The sequence below is a fragment of the Pantoea sp. ICBG 828 genome (genome assembly GCF_002928355.1).
GTDB classification, from domain to species: domain Bacteria; phylum Pseudomonadota; class Gammaproteobacteria; order Enterobacterales; family Enterobacteriaceae; genus Pantoea; species Pantoea dispersa.
The window spans coordinates 37549-51036 of the sequence record NZ_POWN01000012.1 but is presented as its reverse complement, the minus strand read 5'-3'; the positions used below and the strand labels follow the sequence as shown (position 1 = coordinate 51036).

Below are 13488 nucleotides of genomic sequence, written 5' to 3'. Positions count from 1 at the left end.
CACCGTTTTTATTGCCAGCTACGGCTTATTCGCGGAACAGTGCTTCGATATTCAGACCCTGCGTCTGCAGAATTTCACGCAGACGACGCAGACCTTCTACCTGAATCTGACGGACACGCTCACGGGTTAAACCGATTTCGCGGCCCACATCTTCCAGCGTTGCCGCTTCATAGCCTAACAGGCCGAAACGACGCGCCAGCACTTCACGCTGCTTGGCATTGAGTTCAAACAACCACTTAACGATGCTCTGTTTCATATCATCGTCCTGCGTGGTGTCTTCCGGACCGTTGTCTTTCTCATCGGCCAGGATATCCAGCAGCGCTTTCTCGGAATCACCGCCTAACGGCGTATCAACCGACGTAATGCGCTCGTTGAGACGCAACATACGGCTTACGTCATCAACTGGCTTGTCCAGCTGCTCGGCGATCTCTTCCGCACTCGGCTCATGGTCCAGCTTGTGCGACAGTTCACGCGCGGTACGCAGGTAAACGTTCAGCTCTTTAACAATGTGAATCGGCAGACGAATAGTACGGGTTTGGTTCATGATAGCCCGTTCAATGGTCTGACGAATCCACCAGGTGGCATAAGTTGAGAAGCGGAACCCGCGTTCCGGGTCAAACTTCTCTACGGCGCGAATCAGGCCGAGATTACCCTCTTCAATCAGATCCAGCAGCGCCAGACCACGATTGCTATAACGACGGGCAATCTTTACCACCAGGCGTAAGTTACTTTCGATCATGCGACGACGAGAAGGAATGTCACCGCGTAATGCGCGACGGGCGAAGAACACCTCTTCTTCCGCCGTTAACAGTGGTGAATAACCAATCTCGCCGAGGTAAAGCTGCGTCGCATCCAGAACGCGTTGCGTCGCACCCTGTGACAGCAACTCTTCTTCAGCTACTTCATTATCACCAGGTTCGTTCTCAACGAGAGCCTTCTCATCAAAAACCTCAGCTCCGTTCTCCTCGAATTCCGCATCATCGTGTAACTCATTAACTTTCAGCGTATTCTGGCTCATAAGCGGCTCCTACCCGTGATCCAAGGGCAGAACACCTAAGGTTCTGCCGGATTATCGCTGCGGTAAATAACGCAACGGGTTTACGGATTTCCCCTTGTAACGAATTTCAAAGTGCAATCTTACTGAACTGGTTCCGGTGCTACCCATGGTAGCGATTTTTTGCCCCGCCTTAACTTCCTGTTGTTCCCGGACCAGCATGGTATCGTTGTGGGCGTAGGCACTCAGGTAATCATCGTTGTGTTTGATGATAATTAAATTACCGTACCCGCGGAGCGCGTTGCCTGCGTATACCACTCTTCCTGATGCAGTGGCGACGACAGGTTGTCCACGCGACCCGGCGATATCGATCCCTTTGTTTCCGCCTTCCGCAGCGGAGAAGTTATCGATGATCTTCCCATCAGTCGGCCAACGCCAGCTTCCCACTGGGGTTGTGCTATTAGTTGTGCTGCTAACTGTGGGCGGTGCGGTAACCGGAGCTGTGGTCGTTGCCACATTATTTGCCCCTTTCGACGGCAGCATTTTCCCGCCTGTCGAACCCGAATCATCAGAATACGTAATAACAGGTTGCTGTGCAACAGGGGTGGATTTAATTTGCGTCTGATTCGATGCCACCGGAACGCCGCCCTGCGTGGCATCCGCTGCGGTTATCGCGTTACCACCGGTGATGGTCTGACCGTTACCGTTACCCACCTGTAACGTCTGCCCGGCGCTCAGGCTATAGGGCGCCGCGATATTATTGCGCTGTGCCAGATCGCGGAAATCATTGCCGGTAATCCAGGCAATATAGAACAGCGTATCGCCTCGCTTAACGGTGTAGGTTTCACCGCCGTAGCTGCCTTTAGGAATATTCCCATAATTGCGATTGTACACAATACGACCATTTTCGGTGGTCACATTATTATTACCACTAACCATTCCACCTGCAGGCGCGGCTGATGGTGTACCACCGCTTAACATTCCACCACGCGGCATCGCCGGCACGGTGCTGTTCTGCGCGGCGATCATGCCGCCGCCTGTGGTGGGAGCAGCAGCCATACCGCTGTCGCCGCTGTTGCTGCCAATCTGGCTGATGGGGGCTTGTGTGTTGTCGCCAGAGCTACAGCCTGCCAGCCAAAAACCGACCAGTGAAAGTGCCGCCAGACGGCGTAATTGAAATACTGTGCTTCCCGTGCTCATTGATCCCCCGTGATGGCAATCCTGGATAAAACTGTGTGTCGACGTTGACCGCATGATTCACTATCTGTGCCGTCAAAAACGCGCTTTCGCATTGATTAACAAGGATAGTAACAATATCAACTGCGCCATGCCATGTAACGATTGTGAAGAAATACGTAAGATGGCTTTATGCCAGATCGCCCTGAACCAGCGGCACAAAGCGCACCGGCTCAATCGTTTCTTCAATGATTTCACCACCCTGACGACGCAGGCGCTTAAGTACCTGCTGGTCCTCACCCATCGGCAGCACCATTTTGCCGCCTTCTCCCAGTTGCGCTATCAGCGCAGTCGGAATTTCTGGCGGTGCGGCAGTCACAATAATGGCATCAAACGGCCCCCGCGCGGCCCAGCCCTGCCAGCCGTCGCCGTGGCGTGTGGAAATGTTATGCAGATCGAGCTGCTTCAGGCGGCGTTTCGCCTGCCACTGCAGCCCTTTGATGCGTTCAACCGAGTAAACGTGGTTAACCAGATGCGCGAGAATGGCGGTCTGATAACCCGAACCGGTGCCAATTTCCAGCACGCGCGAGGTCGGGTTCAGCTCCAGCAGCGCCGTCATGCGCGCCACCATATAAGGCTGAGAAATGGTCTGGCCGTTGCCAATCGGCAGCGCCACATTTTCCCAGGCTTTATGTTCAAAAGCCTCGTCAATAAAGCGTTCACGCGGGACATCAGCGATGGCTTTCAGCAGATGCTCATCGTGAATACCCTGCGTGCGCAGTTGGGCCAGAAGCGTTTCGATGCGCCGGTTTACCATGCCGGATTCACCTCAGCCTGGTACAGCCCGTCGCCTGCCCTCTTCCGCGCCACGCCGGCGCCAGGATCAACCTGTCGTAATGTCTTCACGCCAGGGAACACGCCAATGCCGGGAGTCTGAATTCCATCATCGTTGCTGAGCCGTATCCGCATCTGATTCTGACCTTTTTCATTAACCGGTCCACCGACCGCCGCGCCCGTTTTGCGCCTTCAGCGGCGCAAGCGGTCCTGCGCTGGCGGCACAAGGATGTTTGCATTCTAGCGGTGAGGCGCGGGAAGTGGTAGGCGTAAATCACGCAACCGTCGGCAGTTGTCGCAACAATAAGCAGTCAAACGCAATGGCACCCAGTAAAAAGCCCGGCGAAAAGCCGGGCTGATTTATCACCTCAGTGACGATCCGGTAAGCTCACCGCATACAGATACCAGGCCGAGTGCGGCAGCCAGCCTTCCGCCCAGCGCCAGTCGTCATCCTTCCGTGTGACCGCATAACCTTCGTCAAAGGCGATACCGTCCGCCACCTGATTCGACGCGCCAGTGATGCCGTTAACGATACCGCCCGGCAGCGTGGTGTATTTCCACGAATTGAAGAACAGATAGCTGATGTGACGATAGCCGCTGCCGGTCAGCATGCTGACGTCGTACGGATTATGACCGAGGATCCAGTTGAGCTGATCCCAGGCATAACTCTGCAGCTGCTGCGTGAAGGCTTTATCGTCCGCGAACAGCGGCATTGCCTGACGGGCGGCGGCGGCCAGCGACGCGATACGCGCGTTTTCGCCCTGCCACCACGGCGCAGCTTCGCTGTCGTGCGGGAAGAAGAAGCTGGTGCGCTTCACGCCGTCTTTCAGCTGAATCAGCTGGCGCGCATAGCCAAACGGGTTACTGCTCTCTTTAGTCACCGCCAGTTCAAAGCTCAGCGAGCGTTTCACCGTCTGGCGGATACTCGCCTGCTGCGCCTGCGGCGCGATGCGCGCGTACTCCAGCAGTGCGATCACCGGCAGACCGGCATCGGACGGATGGAAGAACGGGCGTTTTTCGCCGTCGGCACGCCAGTAGTCATGCCAGTTATCCAGCGACGTCAGTCGCGCCATCAGGCTCTCCGCGCGCTGCTGCGCCGCAGCCAGATAGACCGCTTTTTGCGAGGCACGATACAGTTCGGTTGCCGCCAGCAGCGCGGTGTAATCATCCACGATGTTCTCTTTGCCGTCGTTCACCATGCGCAGGTTATTTTTCTGCAGGAAGGCAAAGGCATCTTCTGCGGTTTGCAGATACTGCTGCCGCGTGAAGTTGCCGTCATTCTCCATGGTGCTGGCCAGCGCCAGCGCGGCAATTGACATGCCGGCACCGGAGCGGAAACTGGCCTGCCACGCCAGCGGGCCGACCGCCTCCTCTTCAACAATGGTGGAATCTGACTCCTTCTCTTTGATCTGCGTGCGCCAGTTGGGATTGGCGATCACCCGGTCCTGAGCCAGCTTCTCTTTGCCCGGCGATGAGATCGCCTGGAAGAAGGATTCCCCCGGCCGCTTCATGCGCACCAGGAAATCGGCACCGTACAGCCCTTCGTCGAGCATGCGCCGGCGATACTCATCAAAGTTCGGGTTATCCCGCGCCCCGAGATTTTGATAACCGCGCAGTAAGCTCCACGCCACCAGCGGCGCCTGCTGCGGATTGAAATAAGAGGTCAGATTCTGGTGCGACAGGTGCACGCCGTAATCGCCGGTGGCGTCATACCATCCGCCGTGGACGTCAACCGTGCCGCTGCCGGTGCCCGGTGGCAGCGGCAGTTTGCGGTCCGCCTTATCGAACAGGCCGGTAACGCGCTGGCTTTTGAAATAGGCAATCACATCAGACAATGTATAGCGCTCGAGCAGATCGGCACCAATAATGAACGGCCCGGAGCGCACATCGCCGTCGCTGCTGGTGGTTTGCAGCACGTAGCGGCCCGGCGTTTGCCAGCCGGAGAAATCGGCACGATAGAAGGTGCGATCGTCCCAGCCCGGCACGTCACCCTGCGGCTGCAGCGTGCCGCTCAGCACCGCTTTATTGGTCTCATTATCCAGCAGGGTAAATTTCACCGGCGGTTTAGCGCGCGAGTCGCCGGTCAGCTGCACGATGGCGTTTTTCGGCGCGGCAACATCGTAGCCGACCTGATTGATTAAAACGTGGGTTTCGGCGTGCGCCAGCCCGGCCAGTAACAGCGCTGCGGTCAGCGCGGAGAAGCGAATCCTCATGGTCATCATCCTTAGTGTCGTGAGTGATTGAACAGGCTAAAAGGGGCAATCATCATGAATTTGAGGTCCTTTTCATCCTGGAAAACATTGCCATAGCCGCCGCCCCAGCTGGGGTTATCGCTATGGTTGTTGTAGGCGGTGAGATGCAGCTTAAATACCGTGTCTTTGGCCCAGCCGGACTGCACCTGCCACACCAGATCGCCATTGATGGCGGTTTCCGTCAGGCGCTGCTGCTGCGACCAGTCGCCGCCGCGCGCCGGTTTACCGTCCCAGCCCCAGGCGAACGAGCCACCGATGCTGACGCCCGGCCAGACGATGTCGCTGAGATCGATCATCAGGCCTGCAAACAGCGCTTTTTCGCCGTCGGCGTTGAAGTCAGAGCGCGAATCCCACCACATATCGATGCGGCCCGCGGAGTTGGGATAGATCGGCGTCATCGCCACGGTGTAGTAACCCTGTTTACCCGGTGCGTGTACTGCGCTGCCCTCGAGCCGGAACTGGTAGCGATCCCACTGGTACGCCAGCGTCAGGCCCTGCTGCCAGGCAAACTCATCGTAAACATCATGGCGACCGGTACGATCCTGCGAGCCGTAGAACTGCCAGCTGACGCTGAACGGGTTATCCCACAGCGTGGTCTGACGCGCCGCTTTGGCGAAATATTTGTCGAGATAATGCGGAGATTCCCCCCACGCCAGCTCCAGCGTGTTGCCGTTTTTGAAGTCATACTTCGCGCCCAGCGAGTGCAGATAAGGAATGCGTGTTTGCCGGTCGATTTCGCGAAACTCGTACATTTTGCGATACCACGGTGCTTTGTACTTGTTGGCGCCCATCCACGACAGCGACAGCGCGCCGGCAGCGCCATAGTCATAGACCGCCCCGACTTCCACGCCCTGGTAGGTGCCGGGCAGAAATCCCCATTGGGTGCCAAGCAGCGTCTGACCGCTCGGCTGGATATAACCGGCCCGCAGCCAGTAGTCGCCGGCTTTGAGTTTCAGCGCGGCACGGTAGAGATCCAGCCCGTTACGTTCGCCGACGCCACGGTCTTCCCACATCGAAGGCCCGTGACTGAAGCTGATCTCGTTGGGATGCGCCGGGCTGCCTTCAAACAGATCCCAGGTGGCGAAGGCCGCCACATCAATGCCTACGGTATCGGCCAGATAGCCGGACTGATAATCGAGCGCGCCGGTCAGCGTGCTGTGATGCAGGTTGGTCTGATAGTGCTGATAGTGCGCGCTGTGCGGATCGAGATCTTTACGCTCACGGTGGCGCTGCCAGTAATAGACGGTGCCCTCCAGCGTGCTGTCTTCAACAAATCCTTCCGCCAGCGCCGGCGGTGCCGCGCCCAGCATCAGGGTGGCCAGCGGCAGCAGCGCTGCCTTGTTTCTCCTGGTGAATGTGTTCATGACCTTTCCTTAAGGTGCACGCGGCCCTGCGAAGCAGCCGCATGCGATTTCCCTGTTTTGGTGTTAACGAATCAGCGCATCAGGCGCCGGTTTTATTCACGCTGCGCAGCGTCCAGCGGCCGTAAATCAGCGTCAGAATGAATGGGGTGAGGAAAGCCACGGCAATTGCCGCCACTTCATAGATCATCTTCGACTCAGGGCCTTCGAACAGGCCGAGTTCAAACACGTTCAGCACCGGCAGGAAACTGTAGGTTTTCACCTGCAGCAGCCCGGTGATGCCACCGCCGAGCGCCGCGCCGATGCAGCCGAAGATAAACAGCATGCGGTACTTGAGATTGACGCCGTACAGCGCCGGTTCGGTGATGCCAAAGAACGCTGACAGCGACGCCGAGATTGCAATCTGCCGGTCGCGCAGGCTGCGGGCGATGAAGATCGCGCCGGTAACCGCGCCAAACTGCCCCATCACCGCCGACATAAACATCGCCATGATGGTGTCATAGCCCTGCACCTGAATATTGATCAGCGCCAGCGGGATGATGCCCCAGTGGACGCCAAACACCACGAACAGCTGACCTATGCCCGCCAGCAGCGCGCCGGAGATCATCGGGCTGAGCTGATAGAGCCAGCTGTAGCCGCTGGCGATGCCGACGCCAACGTAATCCGCCAGCGGGCCAATCACCGTGAACACCACAAAACCACAAATCAGCAGCGACAGGCACGGCACAAACACCAGCGCTGCCACCTCGGGGATCCACTGTTTCAGTCGGTGCTCAACCTTGCTCAGCAGCAGCACCGCCAGAATCGCCGGAATCACCGCGCCGCCGTAAATCTTCAGGCTGATGCTCAGGCCGAACAGCGCAAAGTGCGCCGGCAGATCCGGCTGGGTCAGCGGAAACACCATCGCCGCAGTCAGCGCCAGCGCGGTGAAACGGCTGGCACCGAAACGGTCTGCCGCGGTAACCGCAATAAACAACGGCAGAAAGACAAACACGCCGCTGGCCAGCGCGTTGAACATGGCGAACAGCAGGTCATCGTCCGCCACCCAGCCCTGCGTCTGCAGCAGCACCATGATGCCTTTGATCACCCCGATGCCGGCCAGTACGCCAATGTAGGGCGTGAAGATAGCGCCGAGCGTGGCCAGCATTTTGCCCGCAACGCCGCGCTCGTCTTTGCCGGGCTTCGCCGGCTCGGCCACCGGCGCTGCGCCCTGCTGCATCGCCTGATACAGCTGTTCGACCTGCGGCCCGACCACAATCTGCAGCTGTCCGGACGCGTTCACCACGCGGATGACGCCCGGCAGGCTACTGATGGCCGGCATATCGACACTGGCCAGATCGTTTATCGTCAGCCGCAGCCGCGTGGCGCAGTGTGAAATGTGGCTGATATTATCGTCGCCGCCGACCTGTTCCCTGATGGCCTGCGCCAGCTTCACGTAATCGAGTTTCATTGTTGTTATCCTTATGGCTCGCGCCCGGCGTTAGTCGTAATCACCCGGTTTGGTTTTGCTCTTCATCGCCACGCCAAAATCAGTGAATATGCGCTGCGGCAGATTGTTGCCTTTGGCTTCAGCGATGTGATGCGCGAGGATCTGGAACGGAATCACCATCAGCAGCGGCGCCATCCATTCGCTGACCTCCACGCCGAGCGCCAGCGTGCGCGCATCATCGCTCTCCCCGAGACACAGACTCCAGACGTGCGGCGTCACGCGCTGCTCATACTGGCGCAGCAGCTGCAGGCGTTCGCGCACCGGCGCCTCGACATCGATAAAGAACAGCCGGTGCTGCGGATTGATTTCGAAATAGGGGCCATGCATAAACGCTTCCAGTTCAATGCCCTGCGACGGCACGCGCACCGTTTCGCTGAATTTGGTCTCCATCTCTTTGATCACGCCAATCGCCGGACCAAAGCCAATCGAGATAAAGCGTGGCGCCGCAGTGAGATCGTCCTGCCAGCGCTGCCAGAAGCGCTCGGTGCGGGCGATGATGTCCGGAATCGCGTCGACGCCGTGCTGCAGTTGCGCCAGCGCCTGCTGTTCCTGCTCTGCGCTGAGGCGACCGCTGTGGCGCGCGCTGTGCACGCCAATCAGCATCAGCGTCAGAATCGTGGCGACATAGCCTTTAGTGACATAACCGACGCGCTCTTCGCCGTTCATGATGTCTACGGCGTGATCCACCGCCTGCGCCAGCGGACTGGTGATTTTGCTGGTGATGCCCCAGGTTGCCACGCCGTGCTGTTTTTTCAGCGCGTCGATCGCTGCCAGCGTCGAAGTGCTCTCGCCGCTCTGTGAAATCGCGATCACCAGATCGGTCGCCGGATCCCACTGTTCGTAGTGCTGAAAATGAAACGGCTCCTGCACGCTGATGCGTACGCCGGTCAGTTGCTCAACGTAATATTTGGCGCTGAGCGCGGCGTTGATGCTGGAGCCGGTGGCCAGAATCAGCACTGTTTTCGCCTTGCCCAGCACCGGTAATCCCTGCGGATAGCACGCCAGCAGATGGCTCAGCACCTCGGGTTGCTGGTGGATGTAGGTCATCATGGTGGGTTTCATTACCGCTCCTTAAACTGTTTTCCCGCCAACCTGAAAACGTTTTCAGGTTGTGAGCCAACTTATTTAATGGCGCATATTAAGTCAACGTGAGGATCGTGAAATTGCGATCGCGCTAACAAAGCGCAACGAAAGCAGGCGGAACGTTTAAGGGGAGAAGATCAGGCGGATTCGCCGGGGATCAATACCGGCTTTAGCGGTGCGCTGCAGCGCGCGTGCGGGCTTAAGCTGCCGTCCAGCTGCGCCATCATCATGGTGATAATGTTTTGCCCCAGCTGCGGATTCTGGTGATCGACGCTGGTCAGGCGCGGGATAAAATACTCGCTGCCGGGGAAGCGCTCACAGCTGATGACCGCTACCTGCTCAGGCACGTCAATGCCGCGATCGTGTAGCGCGCGGATCGCGCCCATCGCCACGCGATCGTTGATTGCCACCAGCGCCTGCGGTTGCTCTGCCTGCTGCCACAGCGTATCAATCGCCTGATAGCCGTGTTCAGGATAGAAGTTATTCAGGCAGATCCAGCTGTCGCGCGGCGTAATGCCGGCCTGCTGCAGCGTGGCGTGGAAATGACTGACGCGCTCGCGCGTCACCCACACTTTGCGCGAACCGCCAATAAACGCGATATCACGCAGGCCGCGCGCCAGCAAATGATTCACCGCCAGCCCGACGCAGTGCTGCTGGTCGCGCATCACGCACGGCCAGCGGCCAGCAGGATGCGGCTGCCCCACCACCACCACCGCCATTTTGTCCATCAGCGATTCCAGCAGCGTCAGGTAGTTGGCCGGAATCGGCGCATAGTCGCTGTGGCCGCCGAGCACGATCACCCCATCGATCTGGCTATCGATAATCGACTGAAAAATCGCGCTTTCATCATCGTCATGCTGAGGGCTGCGGTTGGCCGACTGGGTATCGTAAAGGGTGATTTTGTAACCGATGGCCAGACAGGCCTGCTGAATCTGCGCCACCAGCGTGACGAAGTAAGGGTTAGTGATGTCAGAGACGATCACCGCGAGCGTATAGCTCTGGCGCGATATCATGCCGCGCGCCATCAGGTTGGGGCTGAACTGATGCTCGGCGATCACCTGTTCCACCCGCGTGCGGGTTTTTTCCGACACCCACGCATGCTTGTTAAGCACGCGCGAGACGGTGGTGATCGACACGCCGGCGAGTACGGCAATATCCTTGATGGTAAGATTTTTGCTCATCGTCGCCGGGTTCGCTTATTCGTCGCCGAGCGGGGCCGCCGCGCCGTTGCTCAGCAGCTCACGCACTACGCTGGTGGCAAAACTGCCCGCCGGCAGCCAGAACTGCAGCTCGAGCGTGACGTCATCCCACCAGTTCCATTGCAGATCTTTCGGCACCACCAGCATGGCGCGCCGCGCCGCATCGACGCGTTCACGCTCCAGCAGGCCGAGCAGATCGGCCGCGCCCGCCAGCTGCTGCTGTTCAAACACCAGCGTTTCGCCCTGAGTGCCCGGCTCGCCGCGTCCGGCCAGCGGCGCGGTGATGCGCAGCTCGTGATTATCCACACGTTGCTGCAGCGCAGGTAACTCGTCCGTCTGGGCAACAAACCAGCTGCCGCGCCCGCTGAGCTGCAGCGCATCGCCGGGCTGCACGCGATCCAGCGCACCGTCACGCTGCAGGCGCGCGCTGGTCAGCTGATTGAACAGCTGGCTGCGCGCCGCCGACAGCAGAATGCCTTTCATACTGCGGTCGCGTGGACGGAATTTCTCGTCTGCCCACAGCCGCGCCTGCGTCAGGTTATTGCCGCCGCGGCCAAAGCGCTGTTCGCCAAAGTAGTTGGGCACGCCCTGCTGCTGAATCCGCTGCAGCCGCGATTCCACCTGCGCGCGATCGGACACCTGACGTACCACCAGACGAAACGCATTGCCCGCCAGCGCGCCGGTGCGCAGTTTACGCTTGTGGCGAATCACCTGCAGGATCTCCACGCCTTCCAGCTGGAAGCCGGCAAGATTGGGCATCGCCGTGCCCGGCACGCGGAAGCACAGCGTCTGCTCGGTGACTGCATGGCGATCTTTCATGCCGGCATAGCTGAGATCGCGCTGATGCACGCCGAGAAATTTGGCGATTGCCTCAGCGACAAAACGCGTGTTGCAGCCAATTTTACGGATGCGCACCAGCAGCTGCTCGCCTTCGCCATCATAGGGATAGCCGAGATCTTCAATCACCACGAAATCTTCGGGACTGGCTTTGATCACCCCGGTGGCAACGGGCACGCCGTGCAGGTAGAGCAGTTCACTCATGCCCGATCGGCCTTCACCAGCAGCGCCACGGCTTCGCAGGCAATGCCTTCACCGCGACCGGTAAACCCCAGCTTCTCGGTGGTGGTGGCTTTGACGTTGACATCATCCATGTGGCAACCGAGATCTTCGGCGATGTTGACGCGCATCTGCGGCACGTGCGGCAGCATTTTCGGTGCCTGAGCGATGATGGTGACATCGACGTTGCCGATGCGGTAGCCCTTCTGCTGGATGCGACGCCAGGCTTCGCGCAGCAAACCGCGGCTGTCGGCGCCTTTGAATGCCGGATCGGTGTCCGGGAACAGTTTGCCGATGTCGCCCATTGCCACCGCGCCCAGCAGTGCGTCGGTCAGCGCATGCAGCGCCACATCGCCGTCGGAATGCGCAATAAAGCCCTGTTCGAAGGGAATACGCACCCCGCCAATCACCAGCGGACCTTCGCCGCCAAACGCGTGCACGTCAAAACCGTGACCGATACGCATCATGCGTGCTCCTTTAACTGAATCTGAGTGAGATAGAAGGCCGCCAGCGCCAGATCTTCCGGCCGCGTTACCTTAATATTGTCGCTGCGTCCGCTGACCAGCTCAGGATGATAGCCGCAATACTCCAGCGCCGAGGCTTCATCAGTGATGGTCGCGCCTTCATTGAGCGCGCGCGTCAGGCAGGCGGTCAGCAGCGCATGCGGGAAAAACTGCGGCGTCAGCGCATGCCACAAATCATCGCGTTCGACGGTATGCGCAATGGCACCTTTGCCGGGCTCCGCGCGCTTCATGGTGTCGCGCACCGGTGCCGCCAGAATCGCGCCGACTTTGCTGTGCTCACGCACCGCCAGCAGACGCGCTAAATCATCGGGATGCAGACACGGACGCGCCGCGTCGTGCACCAGCACCCAGGCGCTGTCGCGGATGGTCTGTAATCCGGCCAGCACCGACTCGGCGCGGGTTTCGCCGCCGGTGACGCGCAGCACGCGGGCATCCTGCGCCAGCGGCAGGCTATCGAACCAGCCGTCATCCGGGCTGACTGGCACCACCACCTGCTTTACCGCCGGATGCGCCAGCAGGCGCGCCACGCTGTGTTCGAGCAGGGTTAACGGACCGATGGTGAGATACTGCTTCGGACAGGCGGCCTGCATGCGGCTGCCGATACCGGCAGCCGGCACCACGGCAATCACATCCGCAGAGGAAGAGAGCTGATTCATGGTTTATCGTTGTTGGTTCTGCGCCGCTTGTTGCGCATTACGTTTGTTTTGGTCTGGCACCAGACGATAGAAAGTCTCGCCAGGCCTGATCATGCCCAGCTCGCTGCGTGCGCGTTCCTCAATCGCCTCTGAACCGCCATTGAGATCGTCAATTTCGGCAAACAGCTGATCGTTACGCGCTTTGAGTTTGGCGTTATTCGCCTGTTGTGACGCCACGTCTTCGCTGACGCGCGTGTAATCATGGATACCGTTCTTGCCCAGCCACAGGGAGTATTGCAACCATCCCAGCAGCACGAGCAGCAGTAACGTCAGTTTTCCCATCCCCGCCCCCTGAAAAACGGCTCAATCATCCCATAACTTGACGCCGGACTCCACTGCGGCAGCGAAAATGGCGCGCAAGCAGATTTGTCTGGACAAATAATGACGGGGAAAGCGCCGGACGGCAGGTAAAGTTTTGTAACCTGCCGATGCGTTTGCACATCAGCGCCGGATTACCAGCCGGAGAGAAAGGAGAACAGCAGCCAGAACAGGCACACCACCACCAGGGCGGTGATCAGGCCGCTCCACCACAGCCGGCCACGCAGCATCAGGCTGAGCACGATGCCAATCAGCACCGAAACCGGCAGCAGCGCAAGGAAAAAAGGCCAGGTGTAGAGAAAGAAAAACAGCGTGTTAGAGCCGTACAGCAGAAACGGGATGCCCAGCGCACACCAGTACGAGAGAAAGCCGATCACGCCGCCCGGCAACGATGAGCGTGGCTCATCCGGGGTGCGTTCATCTTTGCGTGCCAGCATGGGGGTAACGTTCTGCATAGAGATCCTGTTGACGCTAAAGCGCGGCAAACCGTGAGATTTGCCGCTGTCG

General features: G+C 59.1%; 13 protein-coding genes. All 13 read right to left on the bottom strand.

What is annotated here, in order from left to right; translation table 11 throughout:
- Window positions 1–25: 25 nt before the first annotated feature.
- The gene (rpoS, locus tag C1Y43_RS21740; protein ID WP_021507339.1) at window positions 26–1018 is read right to left on the bottom strand and encodes an RNA polymerase sigma factor RpoS; all 993 of its coding nucleotides are present in this window, start codon (window positions 1016–1018) and stop codon (window positions 26–28) included.
- A 51-nt stretch (window positions 1019–1069) separates the two neighbouring features.
- Entirely contained in the window at window positions 1070–2194 is a 1125-nt protein-coding gene (gene nlpD / locus C1Y43_RS21735; RefSeq protein WP_058776000.1) for a murein hydrolase activator NlpD, read from the bottom strand.
- Between the two features lie 166 nt (window positions 2195–2360).
- Complete coding sequence (locus tag C1Y43_RS21730) at window positions 2361–2987, bottom strand: protein-L-isoaspartate(D-aspartate) O-methyltransferase (RefSeq protein WP_104189673.1); 627 nt, start codon at window positions 2985–2987, stop codon at window positions 2361–2363.
- A 385-nt stretch (window positions 2988–3372) separates the two neighbouring features.
- Complete coding sequence (locus C1Y43_RS21725; RefSeq protein WP_104189672.1) at window positions 3373–5217, bottom strand: glycoside hydrolase family 9 protein; 1845 nt, start codon at window positions 5215–5217, stop codon at window positions 3373–3375.
- An 11-nt stretch (window positions 5218–5228) separates the two neighbouring features.
- On the bottom strand, window positions 5229–6620 hold the full coding sequence (locus C1Y43_RS21720) for an OprD family outer membrane porin (RefSeq protein ID WP_104189670.1): 1392 nt from the start codon (window positions 6618–6620) through the stop codon (window positions 5229–5231).
- A gap of 79 nt (window positions 6621–6699) precedes the next feature.
- Window positions 6700–8067, bottom strand: a complete 1368-nt coding sequence (locus tag C1Y43_RS21715; RefSeq protein ID WP_104189668.1) for a PTS transporter subunit EIIC — start codon at window positions 8065–8067, stop codon at window positions 6700–6702.
- A gap of 30 nt (window positions 8068–8097) precedes the next feature.
- Window positions 8098–9168 (bottom strand): SIS domain-containing protein, encoded by a 1071-nt coding sequence (locus tag C1Y43_RS21710; RefSeq protein WP_104189666.1) that lies wholly within the window; start codon window positions 9166–9168, stop codon window positions 8098–8100.
- A gap of 158 nt (window positions 9169–9326) precedes the next feature.
- A complete protein-coding gene (locus tag C1Y43_RS21705; RefSeq protein WP_104189664.1) occupies window positions 9327–10370 on the bottom strand; it encodes a LacI family DNA-binding transcriptional regulator in 1044 nt (347 codons plus the stop codon).
- Window positions 10371–10385: 15 nt separating this feature from the next.
- Window positions 10386–11429 (bottom strand): tRNA pseudouridine(13) synthase TruD, encoded by a 1044-nt coding sequence (truD, locus tag C1Y43_RS21700; protein ID WP_021507347.1) that lies wholly within the window; start codon window positions 11427–11429, stop codon window positions 10386–10388.
- On the bottom strand, window positions 11426–11908 hold the full coding sequence (gene ispF / locus C1Y43_RS21695; protein WP_031279680.1) for a 2-C-methyl-D-erythritol 2,4-cyclodiphosphate synthase: 483 nt from the start codon (window positions 11906–11908) through the stop codon (window positions 11426–11428). The genes truD and ispF overlap by 4 nt, the downstream gene beginning before the upstream one ends.
- Entirely contained in the window at window positions 11908–12624 is a 717-nt protein-coding gene (gene ispD, locus C1Y43_RS21690; RefSeq protein WP_058771481.1) for a 2-C-methyl-D-erythritol 4-phosphate cytidylyltransferase, read from the bottom strand. The genes ispF and ispD overlap by 1 nt, the downstream gene beginning before the upstream one ends.
- A gap of 3 nt (window positions 12625–12627) precedes the next feature.
- Window positions 12628–12945: a cell division protein FtsB gene (gene ftsB / locus C1Y43_RS21685; RefSeq protein ID WP_021507350.1), complete on the bottom strand. Its 318-nt coding sequence runs from the start codon at window positions 12943–12945 to the stop codon at window positions 12628–12630.
- 170 nt (window positions 12946–13115) lie between these two features.
- A complete protein-coding gene (locus tag C1Y43_RS21680; protein WP_021507351.1) occupies window positions 13116–13436 on the bottom strand; it encodes a DUF3561 family protein in 321 nt (106 codons plus the stop codon).
- Window positions 13437–13488: the final 52 nt, after the last annotated feature.

Bases quoted from the DNA above. Each gene is read 5' to 3' on its own strand.
- rpoS (WP_021507339.1), bottom strand. From the start codon at position 1,018: ATGAGCCAGAATACGCTGAAAGTTAATGAGTTACACGATGATGCGGAA.
- nlpD (WP_058776000.1), bottom strand. From the start codon at position 2,194: ATGAGCACGGGAAGCACAGTATTTCAATTACGCCGTCTGGCGGCACTT.
- C1Y43_RS21730 (WP_104189673.1), bottom strand. From the start codon at position 2,987: ATGGTAAACCGGCGCATCGAAACGCTTCTGGCCCAACTGCGCACGCAG.
- C1Y43_RS21725 (WP_104189672.1), bottom strand. From the start codon at position 5,217: ATGAGGATTCGCTTCTCCGCGCTGACCGCAGCGCTGTTACTGGCCGGG.
- C1Y43_RS21720 (WP_104189670.1), bottom strand. From the start codon at position 6,620: ATGAACACATTCACCAGGAGAAACAAGGCAGCGCTGCTGCCGCTGGCC.
- C1Y43_RS21715 (WP_104189668.1), bottom strand. From the start codon at position 8,067: ATGAAACTCGATTACGTGAAGCTGGCGCAGGCCATCAGGGAACAGGTC.
- C1Y43_RS21710 (WP_104189666.1), bottom strand. From the start codon at position 9,168: ATGAAACCCACCATGATGACCTACATCCACCAGCAACCCGAGGTGCTG.
- C1Y43_RS21705 (WP_104189664.1), bottom strand. From the start codon at position 10,370: ATGAGCAAAAATCTTACCATCAAGGATATTGCCGTACTCGCCGGCGTG.
- truD (WP_021507347.1), bottom strand. From the start codon at position 11,429: ATGAGTGAACTGCTCTACCTGCACGGCGTGCCCGTTGCCACCGGGGTG.
- ispF (WP_031279680.1), bottom strand. From the start codon at position 11,908: ATGCGTATCGGTCACGGTTTTGACGTGCACGCGTTTGGCGGCGAAGGT.
- ispD (WP_058771481.1), bottom strand. From the start codon at position 12,624: ATGAATCAGCTCTCTTCCTCTGCGGATGTGATTGCCGTGGTGCCGGCT.
- ftsB (WP_021507350.1), bottom strand. From the start codon at position 12,945: ATGGGAAAACTGACGTTACTGCTGCTCGTGCTGCTGGGATGGTTGCAA.
- C1Y43_RS21680 (WP_021507351.1), bottom strand. From the start codon at position 13,436: ATGCAGAACGTTACCCCCATGCTGGCACGCAAAGATGAACGCACCCCG.